This is a genomic window from Chryseobacterium sp. T16E-39 (assembly GCF_002216065.1).
In the GTDB taxonomy this organism is placed as follows: domain Bacteria; phylum Bacteroidota; class Bacteroidia; order Flavobacteriales; family Weeksellaceae; genus Chryseobacterium.
In genome coordinates this window covers 586,262-604,305 of sequence record NZ_CP022282.1, presented here as the reverse complement: position 1 = coordinate 604,305, position 18,044 = coordinate 586,262, and the positions used below count along the sequence as shown (strand labels likewise).

Here is an 18,044-nt window from a genome sequence, read left to right as displayed (position 1 = left end):
TTTGTTTTTTATTTTAAACGGATTTCACTTACACTACATCCTTGTGGAACCATAGGGAAAACATTGTTTTCTTTTCCAACTTTTATTTCTAACAGATAGGCTCCCTCTGTGTCAAGCATTTCCTTTAATGAAGATTCTAATGATGCTCTTTCCTTTACATGTTTTCCTTTTATCCCGTAAGCCTCTGCAACCGCAGAAAAGTCAGGACTGGTAATGTCTACAAAAGAATACCGCTTATCATGGAAAAGTTCCTGCCATTGACGAACCATGCCCAGAAAAGAGTTATTAAGGATAATCATCTTCACTCCGATTCCAAATTGTGAAATCGTTCCAAGCTCCTGAATGTTCATCTGAAAACCACCATCTCCGGCGATACAGATCACATGCTGATGAGGATTTGCCATTTTTGCACCTATTGCTGCGGGCAGGCCAAATCCCATCGTTCCCAGTCCACCTGAAGTAACATTCCTTTTTGATTTTTTGAACTCTGCATATCTGCAGGAGATCATCTGGTGTTGTCCTACATCCGTACAAATGATGTATTCACCCTGGGTTAATTGATTCAGATATTTCAAAACTTCACCCATTGTGAGTTCTTCAGTTGTTGGATTCAGCTCTTTTTGTACTACTTCATGATGCTCTTTATGATGAAGCTCTTTGAACTGATTAAGCCATTCTTCATGTGAATTTTCATTCAATGCCTGGGTTAACAAAGGAAGTGTCTCTTTACAGTTTCCTAAAACAGGAACATCAGCTTTTACATTTTTATCAATTTCAGCAAGATCAATATCAAGATGAACGACTTTAGCCTGTTTGGCATACTGATCTAATTTCCCAGTCACACGGTCATCAAAACGCATTCCTACCGCAATCAACACATCACAATCATTGGTTAGTTTATTAGGGGCATAGTGGCCATGCATTCCCAACATCCCTACATAGAAAGGATGTTCTGTAGAAAGGGCTCCCAGCCCTAAGGCTGTAGATGCCGCCGGAATACCTGTTTTCTCAACCAATGCCTTAAGCTCTTCTTCTGCCTGTCCGATAATAACCCCTTGTCCAAATAATAAAAACGGTCTTTTGGCCGAATTAATTAATAAAGCAGCCTGCTCTATATATTCACTTCTAACTCTTGGTTTAGGATGATAAGACCGGATAGAATTACAGATTTCATATCCTTTAAAATCAATTTCCTGAAGCTGGGCATTTTTAGTAATATCCACCAATACTGGGCCTGGACGGCCTGATCTGGCAATATAAAATGCTTTCGCGAGCGCTGTTGGTATATCTTCAGCATTGGTTACCTGACAGTTCCATTTGGTAACAGGAGCAGTAACATTAATTACATCTACTTCCTGAAAGGCATCAGACCCTAAAAGGGAAGCAAATACCTGTCCTGTAATACATACAACCGGAGTGCTATCGATCATCGCATCTGCAAGACCGGTTACGAGATTCGTTGCTCCGGGACCGCTGGTTGCAATGGCAACCCCGATACTATCTGAAGATCTTGAAAACCCCTGTGCTGCATGAATAGCTCCCTGTTCATGTCTTACGAGAATATGCTTTAAATCGTCTTTGTAATCATATAATGCGTCATAAATTGGAATGACAGCTCCACCAGGATATCCGAAGACCGTATTGACGTTTTCTGCTTTTAGGATTTCCAAAATAACTTCTGCCCCTTTCAATTTCTTTGCGGTCCGAGAAGACCTTTCTGTTTCTAATGCATTAAATGTTGATTCCATTGTATTCAATTTAAAAATCTGTTATACATCCATGAGAAGCATCCGATACAAGTTTTGCATACTTATATAAAACACCTGTTTTTACTTTATAATCCGGTTGTTTAAATGTGGATTTTCTTTCTTTTAATTCTTCATCCGATATCATGAGGTTAATGGTATTCTTTACCGCATCCAGCTCGATCACATCATTATCTTTCACCAAACCAATTAATCCCCCCTCAAAAGCTTCCGGAGTGATATGTCCTACTACAAAACCATGGGTTCCTCCTGAAAATCTGCCATCAGTAATTAAGGCTACATTTTTTCCTAACCCCGATCCCATCAAAGCAGAAGTTGGTTTCAGCATTTCAGGCATTCCCGGCGCACCTTTAGGGCCTTCATTTTTGATCACGATCACATCACCTTCCTGGATGATCTGATCTTCAATTCCTTTTATAAATTCTTTCTCACCATCAAAAACTCTAGCTTTTCCTCTAAAGAAATTTCCTTCCTTTCCTGTAATTTTAGCAACACAGCCTCTCTCAGCGAGATTACCATACATGATCCGGATATGACCGGTTTCTTTAATAGGATTGGTAATATCTCTGATAATATCCTGCTCCCGCTCTATAATAGAGGTCACATTTCTAAGGTTTTCAGCAATAGTTTTCCCTGTTACCGTAAGACAATCTCCGTGAAGAAGACCAAGATCCAAAAGGTATTTCATGACCGCCGGTACGCCTCCTACCTCGTGGAGGTCTTTCATCAGGTATTTTCCACTGGGTTTAAGATCTGCCAATAAAGGTGTAGTATCACTTATTTTTTGGAAATCATCCAGAGTCAGATTATGCCCTATACTTTTCGCTATTGCAATAAAATGCAGAACTGCATTGGTACTTCCTCCAAGAACCATAATGATCCTCAATGCATTTTCAAAAGCTTCAGGAGTCATGATATCTGATGGCTTGATATCTTTTTCTAATAATATTCTTACATAATGCCCGGCAAACTCACATTCCTCTTTTTTCTCTTTACTTAAAGCCGGATAAGAAGATGAATAAGGCAAGCTCATTCCCAATGCTTCAATAGCAGAAGCCATTGTATTGGCAGTATACATTCCCCCACAGGCTCCGGCACTTGGACAGGAGTTTTTGATAATCCCATCATAGTCTTCATCTGAAAGCTTTCCGGCAATTTTATTACCCAAAGCTTCAAAAGCAGATACGATATTAAGATCGTTCCCCTTATAATGACCTGCTTCTATACTTCCCCCGTAAACCATTATGGATGGCCTGTTAAGCCTTGCCATTGCGATCAGTGATCCTGGCATATTTTTATCACATCCGGGTACTGTAATCAATGCATCATAATATTGTCCGGCACACACTGTTTCTATACTGTCGGCGATAATATCCCTGCTGACCAGAGAATATCGCATTCCATCAGTACCATTAGTCATCCCATCACTGATTCCGATGGTATGAAACATCAATCCGACAAGATTTTCTCTGTTCACTCCTTTTTTTACCAGTTCAGCTAGTCCATTGAGATGCATATTACAGGTATTTCCATCGTATCCCATACTTGCCACTCCCACCTGAGCTTTTTCGAAATCCTCTTTCTTAAAGCCGATTCCGTAAAACATAGCCTGAGTTGCTGGCTGGGTAGGATCCTGGGTTAGAACCCGTGAATATTTATTTAAGGTCTCACACATAGAGTTCCTGTTTTAAATAAGAATAATCCTCTTCGAAAACCAGATGTCTGTAAGCCTTTTGGATCAAGGCAGAAACACTGTCTTCCCACTTCAGTTTGAATGGTGTATTATTTAACGATTTTAATGCAACTACTTCTGCAGCAGTTCCACAAAAGAATGCAGCATCAGCCCCTTCCATCTCTTCTGGCTTGAAGAATTTTTCTTCATAATATATCCCTAACTGATCGCATATCTCAAACATAGTAGCTCTCGTTATCCCCGGAAGAATACTTCCTTTTGCCGGAGTATACAGTTTTAAATCTTTCTCATAAAAAATATTGGCTCCTGAACTTTCCGCTACATTTCCATTTCCATCTAAAAGCATCGCTTCATCAAATCCTTTATCCTTTGCTTCCTGAGCCGCTAAAATAGAATTTACATAATGTCCGCTCGCTTTTGCTTCTATCCTGAATGCTTTAGGATTGGGACGTTCAAAAGATGAGGTCATGATTCTGGCGTGATCTGATAAGTATCCATTGTCCCAGCTCCAGGCTTCGATTACTAAAGAACTTTTGTTTCCTTTTGACAAGCTCATATTAGGTGAGCAGATTACTAATGGTCTGATGTATGCATTACCCAGGTTATTCATTTCTAAAAGCTTATACGTCAAATCAATCATCTCTTCTGTCGAATATTCGAAGGGAATCATCATCAGTTCAGCTGATTTTCTCAAACGGTCATAATGCTCTTTTGCTTTAAAAATTTTCGTTCCATTCTTCGTCTTATAAGATTTAATTCCTTCAAAGACCGCATATCCATAATGAAGTGATTGTCCGTAAAGTCCGGTAGAAGCTGTTGAAGCTTCCTGAAACTTTCCGTCATGATAAAGCATCGTTTTCTCGTTGTAATACATATTTATTTTTTAAATTATTTTAAAGTTTAGGCATAAAAAAAGCTATTCTCATCAGTCTGGTAAAATATGGGTTAACAAAACCTGTTTAACATTTAACCTGTCCCGATTACAAAAGCGATACATGAAGTTCTTTCTAATTTTGATTCAAAACTAAGGCTTGTATATTTTTTATCTCTCATATTTTAATTAAAATTACAATATTCAAATAATCAAAAAACAAATACAAAGATCTAGTAATCAAATATTTAAATTAACTAATTCTACAACAGCAGAATTATAGAAAGTCTTCAAATTTGCATTTATAAAATCATTAATCCGGTTATAAATGAAGATGTCTTTCCTGTTCTGTGATTCTTCAACTGAGGATAATTGTCAATACAAACCGGGTGAGATTTCAAAAAATACTCATTGTCGTGGGGTGTCATTTTTTTGTTGTGATACATATTTTTGTTTTTAGATTAATTTTAAAATTAAGGCACAAAAAAAGCCATCCTGATGAGGATGGCTTACTATTATTTTTATAGAGTTTCAACAATACCATCGCTCATCACCGGAATCCGATAATGACAATAACGATAGTAATAATATTGTTGAATGTTCTATTCATTTTTATTTTTTGATGTGACAAATGTATAAACTTTTTTTAATTAAAAAAATAATTTGTCATTTTTTTAATTAAATCTCATTAAAAAGGAAATTAATTAATCATATCTATAACCAGTGATCATCGGGTTCAGAATGAAATTACAGACCAGATAATTTTAACATTTATTTAAAGCATCGATTTAAACTCTGTTGGCCTCATATTGGTCAATTGTAAAAATGTATTGCTAAATGCAGAAATATTGGAATACCCAATTTCGTAAGCAATCTCACTCATACTTAATTGCGTGTCCTTAAGCAACTCCATTGCTTTAATGATCCTGACCATTTTCACGTATTGAATAAATGAAAGCCCCAGTTTATTCGTAAAGAAACGGGTTAAGCTTCTTACGCTAAATCCAAATTTTACAGCAACTTCTTTCAGTGTAAGAGGATTTTCCAGGTTGCTCCTAATGAATTTAATTATTGTATTGAGACGCTCATCAGTGGTGGTAGGCAGCTGTATCGTAAATTTTTTCAAATTTTCTTTAGGAAGCAGGTGTTTCAGTGTCAGCAAAAATTCATACTCCCATGAATCGGGAAAGAAATCACCATTCCAGTCCTTTCCAAAGTTCAAAAGCTCGGAAAGTAAATTACTGACAGGATATATTCCCAAATCATCATAAAAAAGATGATCAAACTTCTCTTCTTCCGGAAAATAAATATTAATAATATCAAGGTCTTTAGAATTGAACATCAAATTATGTGAATACATTTTCGGCATCCAGATATAGTGGTTACGGGGAATATAAAGATCTTTCTCCTTTGTTCTCAGCTTCGCCATCCCTCCAATAACCAATAACAGCTGGCCTTTCTGATGTTTATGCATAGGAAGCCTTTGTTCCCACTGCTGGCGGATCACCAATATCGATTCGGGATGGGCGTCTACTTTTTCTCTTACTTCTTTTATGTTTTTCATGGAGATAAATTACTTATTAAATTTTAAAAAAAAGATACGATAATGGCTTATCAATAAAGTGATAAAGAAAAATCTATTGGCCAGAATAAACAAAAATAAGGCTAATATTATAAAAAGACTCATTGTATTGGTCAATAATTTTGCATTATAAAATGTAATCATATAAAATGAAAAGATATATCCTCCTCTTATACCTGGTCATTTCAGCAGGCACAAAGGGACAAAACCAGTACAGTCCATCTGTATTGACATTGAAAGAAATCTGGGCTTTATCAGAGTTACAGAATAAACAATTGAAACTTGCTGACCTGGCAAGAGAAGAAAGTGAAATAGGTATTTTAGAAGCGAAAGACAAACTATTACCGGAATTATCTGTGATGGGTGATTTTCGCCTCAATACCAAGTTTCTTCTTTATGACAACGGCATATTTTCCGCTCCTCAAAGCGTTCCAATCAAAGGTTACGGTTACGGATTAGGGTATAATATGGATTTTAATATTTACAGCGGAGGAAAAGAAAAAAGAAATATTGAAATCAAAAAAGAAGAGAAAATAAGGAAGCAATATGAATTTGAATTACAGAAAGATAACGTAAAATATGCAATTGCTGCTTCCTTTTATGATCTGTATAAATTCCAGGAATTTCAATCATTTATTTCAACAGAAATTTCCACCGAAAAGAAACAGCTTTCGACCATCGAAAACCTTAACCGGAATGGTATTGTTCTGAAAAGTGATGTGTTAAGGATATCAGTAAAACTATCCCAACTGGAACTCAGCTCTTCTGAGGTCAAAAAGAAAATTGACCTTACCAAACAACGTCTCAATATAATGATGGGACGGGAAAGCATAGAACCATTGGATATTTCTTCCCAAGATAGCCTGGAAGCCAATGATCTTCAGGAATCAGATTATGAGGATTATCTGACAGCAGCAATCACCCATTCACCGGACCTCAAGATCAATAATACCAATCAGGCAATAAGTGAGCTTAACATTAAACAGCTGAAATCAAGTCGTTTACCGAAAGTTTCTTTATACTCCAGATACAACTATACCTATCCTCAAATTTCATTTTATCCCTATTCCAATGACCTCTGGGGTTTTGGGCAGGTTGGTTTAAAAGTGACCTACTCTGTAGATAATTTATACAAGAGCAAACATACAATTGCCCACGCAAATAATCTGAACAAGCAGGAACAGGAAAAAATCCAAATGAAACAGGATGAAATATCAATCAGGGTCAGGGATGCATTTCTTGAAAAAGAACAGGCGAAGGAAAGTGTAGAAACGGCAAAACTAACCATCAGGCAAAGTACGGAGAGCGTAAGAGTCATCAGAAACAGCTATCTCAATCAACAATCTCTCCTTACCGATCTTTTAGATGCTGAGAATGTTCTGCTACAAGCGAAATTCAGTCTTACCTCTGCACAAGCCAATTTAAGATTAAGCCAAATAAAATTATTGATCATCACCGGAACTCTTTAAAATAAAATTATGAATACAAATAAAACAGATCGCATTATTGTAAAAGCAACACAAGGATTAGGAATCCTGTTATTGGTTGTCCTTATCATCTGGGGGATCGTCTATTTCCGTAAAGGATTTGGATACGAACAGACGAATGATGCACAGATAGAAGCCTATTTATCGCCTATCAGTTCCAAAGTGGGTGGATACATCAGCAAAATATATTATCAGGATAATCAGGAAGTCCATAAGGGTGATACTCTTGTACGGATTGAACGGGATGAATATGACCTAAAAAAAGAAACTGCTTTAGCCGAATTAGCTACTTCTGAGGCAAAGCTTCCCATTTTAAGTGCTAATGAAGAAACCCAAATCAGAAGTATTGATGTTATAAAAGCCCATATATCAGGAATTAAAGCTAAGCTGGATCAGCAGCAAAAAGAATACGAACGATATAAAAACCTGCTGGCGGATGAATCGACCACCCAACAGAAATTCGATAATGTGCATACTTCGTTGGTGACCAGCAAATCGGATTATGATGAAACCGTCGCATCACTCCGGGTAGCTGAGTCGAGACTTAATGACCTGAAGGTTCAGCGTTTAGCGATCCATGCTGAAATAAAAGTAAAACAAGCATCGATTGAAAGGCAAAATCTGGATATACATTATACAGTAATTACTGCTCCATTTGACGGTCAGATAGGTAAAAAAAACATTCAGGAAGGCCAGTTGATCCAGCCAGGGCAAACTCTAGCCTTCATGGTTAATAAATCTGTGGAGAAATGGGTGGTAGCCAATTTTAAAGAAACTCAGATCAAATCATTCAGGATCGGGCAAAGTGTGAATATAGAAGTGGATGCCTTTCCCGATGAAACTTTCTCCGGTATTATAGAGTCTCTTTCTCCTACTACAGGTTCCCGATATTCCTTACTCCCTCCCGATAATTCGACCGGTAATTTTGTTAAAGTTATACAACGTATTCCTGTAAGGATCAAGCTTTCAGGAAGCAAAGAAAAACTATCCGGATTATCTGCAGGAATGAATGCTAATGTTTATATTAAAAATTAGATCCCATGCAAGCGCACAACATCCCCATCTTTAAAAGCTGGATCCCCGAATGGCTGGCCAGAAGCATCATTTTTATGATATTGATGATCTCATTATTCAGCTTTGCTTTATATGGGCGGCCTATAAATATGGCGGGGTATTATGGAGTCCAGCCCACTGATGTACAATATGCTATGGTACTTACGTATGCTTCTGCAGTAACATTTTTAGCTTTAGATTTTCGGATTACTAAATTTTTTGCACCCCGTAAATATCTGATTGCAGGATTAGCGATCAATGCGGTAAGCTCGATCGTGTGTTTTTATTCTAAAAACTGGGGTATTTTTCTGATCTGTGGAATCGTTCAGGGAATTGCCTGCGCCCTTATCTGCAGCATTATCCTCAATATGGTATTTTCCCGCCTGGCCTCTACCAGAGCGAGAGTTATAGGCTATAGTATCTTCTATGCAGCCATACAGATTTCTGTACCTGTATATGCTATTTACAGCAGTATTCTGCTTGACATCTCAGATTTTAACTGGTTATTCTTCGGATTGATTATCATGTTGATCATTTTGGCCTTTGTGATTTTGATAACCATGAATTCCAGAGCCAGATTTCAAAAAAAGATCCCACTTTACAGGGTAGACTGGTTTGGATATTTATATTACCTTACATTTTCTTCTGTGATCGGATATATTTTGATCTACGGACAGGAACTCAATTGGTTTGACAGTCCTGTTATCGTATCGTTAACAATACTTTTTATTATCCTGTTATTTCTTTTTATAATCAGAGAAAACAAGTTGAAACATCCCTTGATCAATCTACAGATTTTTAAAGCAAAAAACTTTGTGATCGGTTTATTATTACTTTTTGTCTTTTATATTTTTAAAGGAACAACAGGGCTCACCTACGGTTATTTAGAGATTATTCTTACCACCGATCCTCTTCATATTATTCCTATTTGGATCGCTGTTATCCTGGGAACGGCCATGAGCATGTTCATTACCTCCCGTTTTATTTTAATGGGAACTTCTTTAATACGGATTATTATCACTGGATTTATCATCATGGCTGGTTATTATTTCTATATGCTGCATTTTGTATCTTCTACTGGTGAAACTAAAGACTTTATACTTCCGATGTTTATCTATGGTGTTTCTACAGGGGTATTATTTGTTCCTATTGTATCCTTTATGGTTTCTTCGGCACCTCCCAAGGTTGCTTTCAATGCGGCTTTTCTTGGTATTTTTGCCCGATTTTTAGGATTTAGCAGCAGTATGGCTATTAATAACTATACGCAATTATATACCAGAGCTGAAGCAAACGACAGAGTAAGAGAATCACTGACAGAAACCAATCCTCAGTTATCACTCACTTTACAGAATATTCAACAGGTTTACCTGACCGCTGGTAATGATCTATATGTTTCAAAGGGAGCTTCCAATGCGTATCTGAATTATTTTGTCAAACAACAAATATTAATACGCTCCACTAAAGATTATTATGATATTATGCTGGCAGGTATCTTGATTGTAATTCTTATTTTAATCTGCTTACCAGGAATTCAAAATATTGTTCTCAAACTTCGAAAAGGCAGTGTCCCTTATTAGCAATCTTATGTACATACTATCTTAATAAAAATAGGAAGCAGAATGAATCACCCTGTTTCCTATTTTATTGATAACCAGATCACAAACCAAAAAGTTCCAATAAACATTCCCAGACGAATTTTCAACGACAGTGGGATTAAATAACTCTTGTCAATTGATCTAGTTTTTTAAGCAATGTTGGCATTCTGTACAACCCATGCATATGTTTGATTTTAGTTTTTAAAAGATCAGGATCAATTCCTTTGGATGTCAAAAATAATGGAGTCTTACTTTCTCCCCTATATATACTTTTACGCAGGTTGTCAGGTGATGCAAACTCATTTTTTGCAATTCCAACAACAGGATATTTTTCATTAAGTTTTTCATACAAATATCCTCCCAATCCCATTTTACCTTCATCATTTAGGGTAACATAGCCATCTACTACGATAACATCTCCTTCCTTAAGTGGTATTTGTTTTAATAAACTCAAAATACACGGAAGCTCCCTTTTGTAAAAGGCACCGCTTTCATAGTCGGCGGTTATATCTGTTCTCTCATTATATACAGCTATTTCTTCAGCATCCTCCCAGTTCTCAAATGCCAGACAAATGGTTTAGGCATAGCTTTCATAATAGTACGTATCAAAAGCGTAAATCATCTTTACTTAACGGGTGAAAAACTCTCCGAAATGCCACAAAATACCGGAAGGGTCATGTACAAAACATTCTTTTCCCCAATTTAAGGTTCTAATAGGTGTAAGCTTTATATTGTCATATTTTTCTGTCAAGTTTAGACTTAACAGTTCCTGCCAATATTGATCAACGTTTTCAACCTCCATAAAGATCATGGTATTATCGATCCAGTCTTTCACATAGGCATCCTGAAGATAAAATACAATATCTTGTTTTCTAAATAAAGATAATTTTTCTTCGAGAAGAATCTCTTCAAATCCAAGATCTGTGTAAAAAGATCTGCTTTCATTAAAATTTTGGGCTCCAATAAATGGACGGATTGATCTCATTTTTTGTTTCATGATTCTATTTCTTTCCAGGTATTATAAGTCATTTCAAATTTAATTTCGTTTTTTCCATGGGTTCCTATTTCTTCCCATCCCATTTTTCTGTAAAATCTTTCGGCTCTTGTATCAAAAGCGGTTCCCAGCCAGACATTTTGTTTGGTTTGCCCGAAATACCAATTCAGCATAACACGATGAAGCTTTTGTCCTATTCCATGGCTTTCAAAATCAGGGTGTACAAATAGTGCCCAGATATTATTTTCTTTCAAATCAACAATTGAAAAACCAATAACCTGATTGTCGACTTCACATACCCAACCTTTTCCTCTTTCAAATAAAATTCTTCGCAATCTTTATCTGTTACAAGATCAGGATTTGACAACCTGTTTTCTTTTACTGCATTTCTTACGATCTGAACCTGAAAAATATCTTTTGATTCCGCCTCCCTAATTATCATAATCCGACACTTTAACAAAAAAATAAATAAAAAACTATATACTAAACACTTACACAATTTATATAAAGTAAAATACCTAGTATTTTTTTGTTATCTATTACTTATTATCTACTATAATCCTATCCGGTCTGTTAGCAATTTCCCAGGCAGTTGTAAATACCAACTGTGCTCTTTTTTGCAGCAAACTGAAATCAATTTTCTCTACATCATCCGTTGGTTTATGATAATCTTCATGAATCCCATCAAAGAAAAATGCCACCGGAATATTATTTTTTGCAAAATTATAATGGTCAGATCTGTAATACAATCTATCCGGATCGTTTGGATCATCATATTTATAGTTCAATTCTAAATTATTTGTTTTTTTATTGGCTGCTTCATTAATCACCTTCAATTGTGAACTTAACATTTCCGAACCAATCACGTAAACGTAGCTTTTCCCTCTGTTTTCAGGATCATCCCTACCAATCATATCAATATTAAGATCTACTACTGTATTAGCTAAAGGAAATACCGGGTTATCCGTATAATATTCGGAACCAAATAATCCATGCTCCTCACCTGTTACATGTAAAAATAAAACAGATCTTTTTGGTCCATTACCCGCTTTTTTAGCGCTTTGAAAAGCTTTGGCAATCTCCATAACTGCTACCGTTCCACTGCCATCGTCATCAGCACCATTGTATACAACCCCATTTCGGGTTCCTACATGATCGTAATGCCCTGAAACCACAACAATTTCATCGGGCTTTTCAGAACCTTCAATAAATGCCAAAATATTTTCTGAATCAGGGAGATTCCTTCCTCCTCTTTGCTGCATATAAGAAGCCGGAACTTTCTGATAATAAGAACCTAAAGCTTTCGGATAGGGAATCCCTAAATCCTTATAAAACTTAACCATATACTCACCGGCTTTTTTCTGTCCGGGACTTCCAGTATCTCTGCCTTCCATTTCATCTGAAGCAATAACATATAAGTTTTTCTTTAAATCATCAAGGCTAATCTCCTTATAAGCAGACTGAAAGGCTTTCTCAGATTTAGTTAATGCTTTTGAAGCTGACACTCCTTTATTCTGTGCGTCAGTAACGGCTTTGGTAGCCTCACAGCTAACAAACACCGCGAGGGCAAATAGTGGAATGAGTATTTTTCTCATAATAATATAATTTTCCTAAAAGTAGCAAAATTTATTTAATTTATTTCAGATTCGAATTTTCCCTATATTTGATCTATAAGCACATGAGATGGAAAATATATACGGATTTAATCATTATTCTTTTTTTACAGATATGTCGGAGCTCGCGTCTAAACATAACAGCTTTGATTTATCATTGGGATTGCCTGATTTCGATATCGACCAACGTTTAAAATACTACCTTAAAGAGTCTGCTGACCTCAGTCATCATCAATATGAACCGCTTGCCGGAAGCCCACTCCTTATAGAATCTATAATCAATTATAATGTAAAACGAAAAAATCCAATTCACCTGACAAAAGATGAAATCACGATTGTCCCATGCGCAACCTTTGCTTTACATACCTCTCTTAAAAGCATTTTAAATCAGGGAGATGAAGTTATTATTATTCAACCTTCGTATTATACCTATGGTCCATCTGTAGTCCTTAATGGAGGTATTCCTGTCTATTATAACCTGGATAAGGATTTTAATATCAATTGGGCAGAACTTCAACAATGTATTTCAGAAAAGACTAAGGCAATTATCGTTAATTCGCCTCAAAATCCAACAGGTAAAATATGGTCACAGAATGATTGGAATAAATTATACGATTTGATCAAACATCAGGAAATCTATTTAATTTCGGAAGAAATCTATGATACTTACTGCTATGATGATAAAGAACATTACAGTTCATTTATTCATCCCGAGTTGAAGAACAAAACATTCTGTATTTTTTCTTTTGGTAAAATGTTTCACACCACAGGTTGGAAGGTTAGCTATTTATTAACTCCGAATCAATTAACCTCCAGATTCAGATGCCATCAGCAATATATCTCATACAGCGCTAATGCTCCTGCTCAGTACGCTATAGCTAAATTTTTAGAAGTATTTGACCCCTCTGAAAACAAAATGGTCATACAAAGGAAAAGAGATCTTTTTAATGAATTAATTAAAAACACTCCTTTAGAAGTTGAACATCAATCCGAAGGCAGTGTATTTCAGATCGTTAACTTCAGAAATATATCAACAACCATGACTGATGTCGAATTTTCAAAATGGCTGACGATCGAAAAAAAAGTAGCCTGCCTTCCACTATCAGCATTTTATAATTCGAAACAAAACTCGGATTATATACGGTTTAGCTTTGTTAAAAATGATGATGTAATCATTCAGGCCATGGAACATTTGAGAAAAAATTTATAGCATTTCCAGACTTCATAAAAAAAGCACCACAGATTGTGGTGCTTTTTTTTTTAATATATTCTTGAATTATAAGGAAAGAACCCTCACATCAATTCTTCTATTCTTTGCTTTACATTCATCTGTGTCATTTTCTTCACAAATTGGAAATTGGGAACCATAGCCTTCAGCTTCTATTCTATCTCCAGAAATACCCATCTCTAAGAGTTTCAATTTAGCGGTTTGAGCTCTTAAATTGGATAATTTTTTATTACTGTCTGGATTTCCGGTATTATCAGTATAACCTCCCAGTTTTATTTTAAGATCAGGAAAGGCGTTTAACAATTCTGCCAGAATATTCAACTGCGCTTCAGAACCTGCCTTTAGATCACTTGATCCACTCTCAAAATAAAGGTTTTCAATAGTATACCAATTACTAGGATCCAAAACAGACTGGTTTTTATTTTTGATATTATTGTACATCTCCAATAAACGGCTGTTTTCTCCAATATTAATGGTATTCCCATTACTCAACTTTATTTCCTGAATATTTCCGGTTTCATACACAAAATCTCCATTTTCATTTAAATGCCCTTTAATCTCTTTTGGTGTTACAGCTGTTGCTCCAACAGTTCCTAACTCAGAATGCACTCCTTCTTTACTCAAAAGATTTTCAATCGTAGCTTTTCTTTCGGCTTCAATTTTATCTTTATGCAACGTTGCGAGTGTTGGCGCAATTACCAACGATACGATAGACATTAATTTAATTAAAATATTCATAGATGGTCCTGAAGTATCTTTAAATGGATCTCCAACCGTATCACCAGTTACAGATGCTTTATGTGGTTCTGACCCTTTATAATATATTTGCCCGTTGATATCAACTCCTTTTTCAAAGGACTTTTTAGCATTATCCCATGCACCACCGGCATTATTCTGGAACATTCCCATTAAAACACCACATACAGTAGCTCCGGCTAAAAATCCTCCCAGTACTTCAGGTCCAAAAATAAACCCGATTAACAATGGAGATATAATAGCTATTGCCCCTGGTAACATCATTTTTCTGATAGATGCATCTGTCGATATGGCAACACATTTTTCATATTCAGGTTCTGCAGTACCCTCCAAAATCCCCGGGATCTCACGAAACTGCCTTCTCACCTCTTCTACCATCGCCATCGCAGCCTGTCCAACTGCAGTAATGGCCAATGATGAAAATATAAACGGGATCATACCTCCGATAAACAAACCTGCTAAAACGTCGGCCCTGTAAATATCAATACCGTCAATTCCTGCAATTCCGACAAATGCAGCAAATAATGCCAAAGCCGTTAACGCTGCCGAAGCGATAGCAAAGCCTTTTCCAGTCGCTGCAGTTGTGTTTCCTACTGCATCAAGAATATCTGTTTTCTCACGAACTTCTTTTGGAAGCTCACTCATCTCTGCAATACCCCCTGCATTATCAGCAATCGGACCGAAAGCATCAATCGCCAGCTGCATAGCTGTTGTGGCCATCATTCCTGCTGCTGCAATTGCAACGCCGTAAAGACCTGCACATAAGTAAGATCCATAAATCCCTCCTGCCAAAACAATAATTGGGAGTAAGGTAGACTCCATTCCTACTGCAAGGCCACCAATAATATTTGTTGCATGACCGGTAGAAGATTGTCTTACAATACTGGAAACCGGTCTCTTTCCTATTGCAGTGTAAAATTCGGTTATAATACTCATTAAGGTTCCTACAACCAATCCAACCATTATAGCTCCAAAAACACCCATTTTAGTAAATTCGTGCCCTCTTAACACCATGGTTTCAGGTAAAACGTAGGTTACCAGAAAATAAGAAGCAATCGCAGTGATCACAATACTTCCCCAGTTTCCAAGGTTTAAAGCATTCTGTACACTCGAAGTCGATGCTCCTTCATTATCATTAATTCTAACGAATAAAGTTCCTATCATAGAAAAAATAATTCCTGTTCCGGCAATAAGCATCGGAAGAAGAATAGGTGCAAAACCCCCAAAAGAATCAACTGAAACCGTTTCCCTACCCAATACCATTGTCGCTAAAACTGTTGCCACATAAGACCCGAATAAATCAGCTCCCATTCCCGCAACATCACCGACATTATCTCCAACGTTATCAGCAATTGTAGCCGGGTTTCTTGGATCATCTTCAGGAATTCCGGCTTCTACTTTTCCTACCAGGTCAGCACCTACATCAGCTGCTTTGGTATAGATACCTCCACCCACTCTTGCAAATAATGCTATAGATTCTGCTCCCAAAGAAAATCCGGTAAGAATTTCAATCGTTTTTTCCATTTCATGAGAATCTACTGTTGCATCAGGAGCAAAAATCTGTTTTATAATGATGAAAAGAGCTCCCAAACCTAAAACAGCTAATCCGGCAACTCCCATCCCCATCACAGAACCACCTGTAAATGAAACTTTTAAAGCCTTCGAGAGTGAAGTTTTTGCAGCTTCTGCTGTTCGCACGTTGGCTTTGGTAGCGATTTTCATTCCTATAAAACCAGCTGAAGCTGAAAAAACAGCTCCAACAGCAAAGGCTATCCCAATACTCCAATGAGAATTAGAATTGCTCATTCCCATCACGGCCAGTAAGATCGCTACAACGACTACGAAGTAAGTAAGAATCTTGTACTCTGCTTTTAAAAAAGCCATAGCACCGTCAGCGATATGCCCGCTGATTATTTTCATTTTTTCATTTCCGGCATTCTGTTTTCGCACCCAATTACTTTGGATAAAAGTATAGAGTAAAGCGATAACACCAAAAACCGGAACCAAATAGAACAAATTCATAGTTTATTATTTTTGTATTAAAAAATTGTAATTAGTTTTATAAATATAACAAAAATTCTAAATGATTTAGAAAACCAATACTAATTAAATATATTATTACAAATAAAATCATCACTTATGAATGAATTATAATTGACTTGAATATTTTACAGATTTTTTTAATTTAGTCTACCTAAAGAAAAAAGCAACTGAAAATTTCAGTTGCTTTTATTTATTTATCGAAAGAAGGTCTTATTTATCCTCCGAATTTTTCTGCATAATCCTTTTGAGATGCTTTAATTACTTTTCTGGCATGCTCTACTCCATATACTTCCTGAATTCTGCATTTTGCAGGCTCATCAGGTAAGTTTTTATAAGTTAGGAAATAGTGCATTAATCTTCTTACTTCAGCCTCAGGTAATTCAGCGATATCTCTGAAATGTCCGAATGCATGGTCACCCACCATTACTGCCACAATTTTATCATCAGCTTCACCACCGTCAATCATTTTGAAACCACCAATTGGAATAGCTTCCATAAGCATTCCTCCTGAATGAATATTGTGTGAACTTAAAACACAAATATCTAGCGGGTCATGATCTCCCATAGTTACATCATCAGCACCACTTTCGATCGCTAATTTCATTACTTCATTATGGCAATATGTTCTTGGAACAAAACCATATAAAGCAGGTATAATATTTGAAAATTTCTGAGGACGGTCTACTTTTAAATATCCTGTTTCCTTATCAACTTCATACTTAATAGTATCTGAAGGAACGATTTCCACAAATACATTTACAACATTTGGCGCATCTTCTCCTGCAGAAATTCCATGCCACGGATGTGCTTTAAAATTTGGAATCATTATTTATACTTTAATTTTTTTGTTATGATATTATTAAAATTTCTCTTCTTAAGTCCTCTATCGTAGTTGCAATATAATCTTCATCATTGATATAATTCATGATAAAAACAGTCTTAAACTCATTAAGATCCGGGTTATTATTCAAACCTTCATAAGTTTTGTGAAGCAAATCTATAATAGCATTTTTACAATCAACAATATTTTTCCATGAATTTTTTGTTAAATATAGCTGTTGAGATGAATTGTAATCAAATTCTTCGTTGATCGTCTTTTCAGTAAGGAATATAAATTCATGAACTGCTAAGTTTTTATCAAACCTCTGGATAACATTAGATGGTTTTATTCTTTCAAGAAAAAGGGTCATTCTTTCGTAAGAATGGGTCTTGTTCTCAGAGTTTGATTTTACAGACAGAAGTTTTATTTCCTGATTTTTAAGGGTAATATAAGTGTGTACAAATTGTCTCAACAAAACCAAAAACGGAATTGCTATAATAAGGGCAAAAGCATACGGCAGATATTCTGAAAAACTTGTCATAA

General features: G+C 36.1%; 16 protein-coding genes. 4 read left to right on the top strand and 12 right to left on the bottom strand.

What is annotated here, in order from left to right:
• Window positions 1-8 precede the first annotated feature (8 nt).
• The 5 genes from ilvB to CEY12_RS02460 form a co-directional block, all read right to left on the bottom strand.
• Complete coding sequence (ilvB, locus tag CEY12_RS02475; protein WP_089026185.1) at window positions 9-1,748, bottom strand: biosynthetic-type acetolactate synthase large subunit; 1,740 nt, start codon at window positions 1,746-1,748, stop codon at window positions 9-11.
• 10 nt (window positions 1,749-1,758) lie between these two features.
• The gene (gene ilvD / locus CEY12_RS02470) at window positions 1,759-3,441 is read right to left on the bottom strand and encodes a dihydroxy-acid dehydratase (RefSeq protein ID WP_089026184.1); all 1,683 of its coding nucleotides are present in this window, start codon (window positions 3,439-3,441) and stop codon (window positions 1,759-1,761) included.
• Complete coding sequence (locus CEY12_RS02465; RefSeq protein WP_089026183.1) at window positions 3,434-4,333, bottom strand: aminotransferase class IV; 900 nt, start codon at window positions 4,331-4,333, stop codon at window positions 3,434-3,436. The genes ilvD and CEY12_RS02465 overlap by 8 nt, the downstream gene beginning before the upstream one ends.
• Window positions 4,334-4,632: 299 nt before the next feature.
• Window positions 4,633-4,776, bottom strand: coding sequence for a hypothetical protein (locus tag CEY12_RS22185; protein ID WP_157676741.1), 144 nt, complete (start codon window positions 4,774-4,776; stop codon window positions 4,633-4,635).
• Window positions 4,777-5,105: 329 nt separating this feature from the next.
• Complete coding sequence (locus CEY12_RS02460; protein ID WP_089026182.1) at window positions 5,106-5,894, bottom strand: AraC family transcriptional regulator; 789 nt, start codon at window positions 5,892-5,894, stop codon at window positions 5,106-5,108.
• A 167-nt stretch (window positions 5,895-6,061) separates the two neighbouring features.
• Between CEY12_RS02460 and CEY12_RS02455 the strand changes: the two genes are divergently transcribed.
• Genes CEY12_RS02455 through CEY12_RS02445 form a run of 3 tightly spaced genes read left to right on the top strand, consistent with a single transcriptional unit; the run spans window position 6,062 to window position 10,029 of the window.
• Entirely contained in the window at window positions 6,062-7,381 is a 1,320-nt protein-coding gene (locus CEY12_RS02455; protein WP_089026181.1) for a TolC family protein, read from the top strand.
• Between the two features lie 9 nt (window positions 7,382-7,390).
• Window positions 7,391-8,434, top strand: a complete 1,044-nt coding sequence (locus tag CEY12_RS02450) for an HlyD family secretion protein (RefSeq protein WP_089026180.1) — start codon at window positions 7,391-7,393, stop codon at window positions 8,432-8,434.
• A 5-nt stretch (window positions 8,435-8,439) separates the two neighbouring features.
• Window positions 8,440-10,029: an MFS transporter gene (locus tag CEY12_RS02445; protein WP_089026179.1), complete on the top strand. Its 1,590-nt coding sequence runs from the start codon at window positions 8,440-8,442 to the stop codon at window positions 10,027-10,029.
• Window positions 10,030-10,165: 136 nt separating this feature from the next.
• Here the strand turns inward: CEY12_RS02445 and CEY12_RS02440 are convergent, their stop codons facing one another.
• From CEY12_RS02440 to CEY12_RS02425, 4 genes are all read right to left on the bottom strand, one after another.
• The gene (locus CEY12_RS02440; protein WP_410493965.1) at window positions 10,166-10,615 is read right to left on the bottom strand and encodes an endonuclease V; all 450 of its coding nucleotides are present in this window, start codon (window positions 10,613-10,615) and stop codon (window positions 10,166-10,168) included.
• A gap of 60 nt (window positions 10,616-10,675) precedes the next feature.
• A complete protein-coding gene (locus CEY12_RS02435; RefSeq protein WP_089026178.1) occupies window positions 10,676-11,044 on the bottom strand; it encodes a VOC family protein in 369 nt (122 codons plus the stop codon).
• Window positions 11,041-11,376: a GNAT family N-acetyltransferase gene (locus CEY12_RS02430; RefSeq protein ID WP_228409774.1), complete on the bottom strand. Its 336-nt coding sequence runs from the start codon at window positions 11,374-11,376 to the stop codon at window positions 11,041-11,043. Before CEY12_RS02430 ends, CEY12_RS02435 begins: the two co-directional genes overlap by 4 nt.
• Before the next feature lie 204 nt (window positions 11,377-11,580).
• The gene (locus tag CEY12_RS02425) at window positions 11,581-12,636 is read right to left on the bottom strand and encodes a M28 family metallopeptidase (protein ID WP_089026177.1); all 1,056 of its coding nucleotides are present in this window, start codon (window positions 12,634-12,636) and stop codon (window positions 11,581-11,583) included.
• An 88-nt stretch (window positions 12,637-12,724) separates the two neighbouring features.
• On the opposite strand from CEY12_RS02425, the gene CEY12_RS02420 reads away from it, so the two are divergent.
• A complete protein-coding gene (locus CEY12_RS02420; RefSeq protein ID WP_089026176.1) occupies window positions 12,725-13,864 on the top strand; it encodes an aminotransferase class I/II-fold pyridoxal phosphate-dependent enzyme in 1,140 nt (379 codons plus the stop codon).
• Window positions 13,865-13,930: 66 nt separating this feature from the next.
• Here the strand turns inward: CEY12_RS02420 and CEY12_RS02415 are convergent, their stop codons facing one another.
• From CEY12_RS02415 to CEY12_RS02405, 3 genes are all read right to left on the bottom strand, one after another.
• Window positions 13,931-16,660 (bottom strand): sodium-translocating pyrophosphatase, encoded by a 2,730-nt coding sequence (locus CEY12_RS02415; protein ID WP_089026175.1) that lies wholly within the window; start codon window positions 16,658-16,660, stop codon window positions 13,931-13,933.
• Between the two features lie 235 nt (window positions 16,661-16,895).
• A complete protein-coding gene (locus CEY12_RS02410; RefSeq protein WP_089026174.1) occupies window positions 16,896-17,507 on the bottom strand; it encodes an inorganic pyrophosphatase in 612 nt (203 codons plus the stop codon).
• Between the two features lie 22 nt (window positions 17,508-17,529).
• On the bottom strand, window positions 17,530-18,042 hold the full coding sequence (locus CEY12_RS02405) for a hypothetical protein (protein ID WP_089026173.1): 513 nt from the start codon (window positions 18,040-18,042) through the stop codon (window positions 17,530-17,532).
• Window positions 18,043-18,044 lie beyond the last annotated feature (2 nt).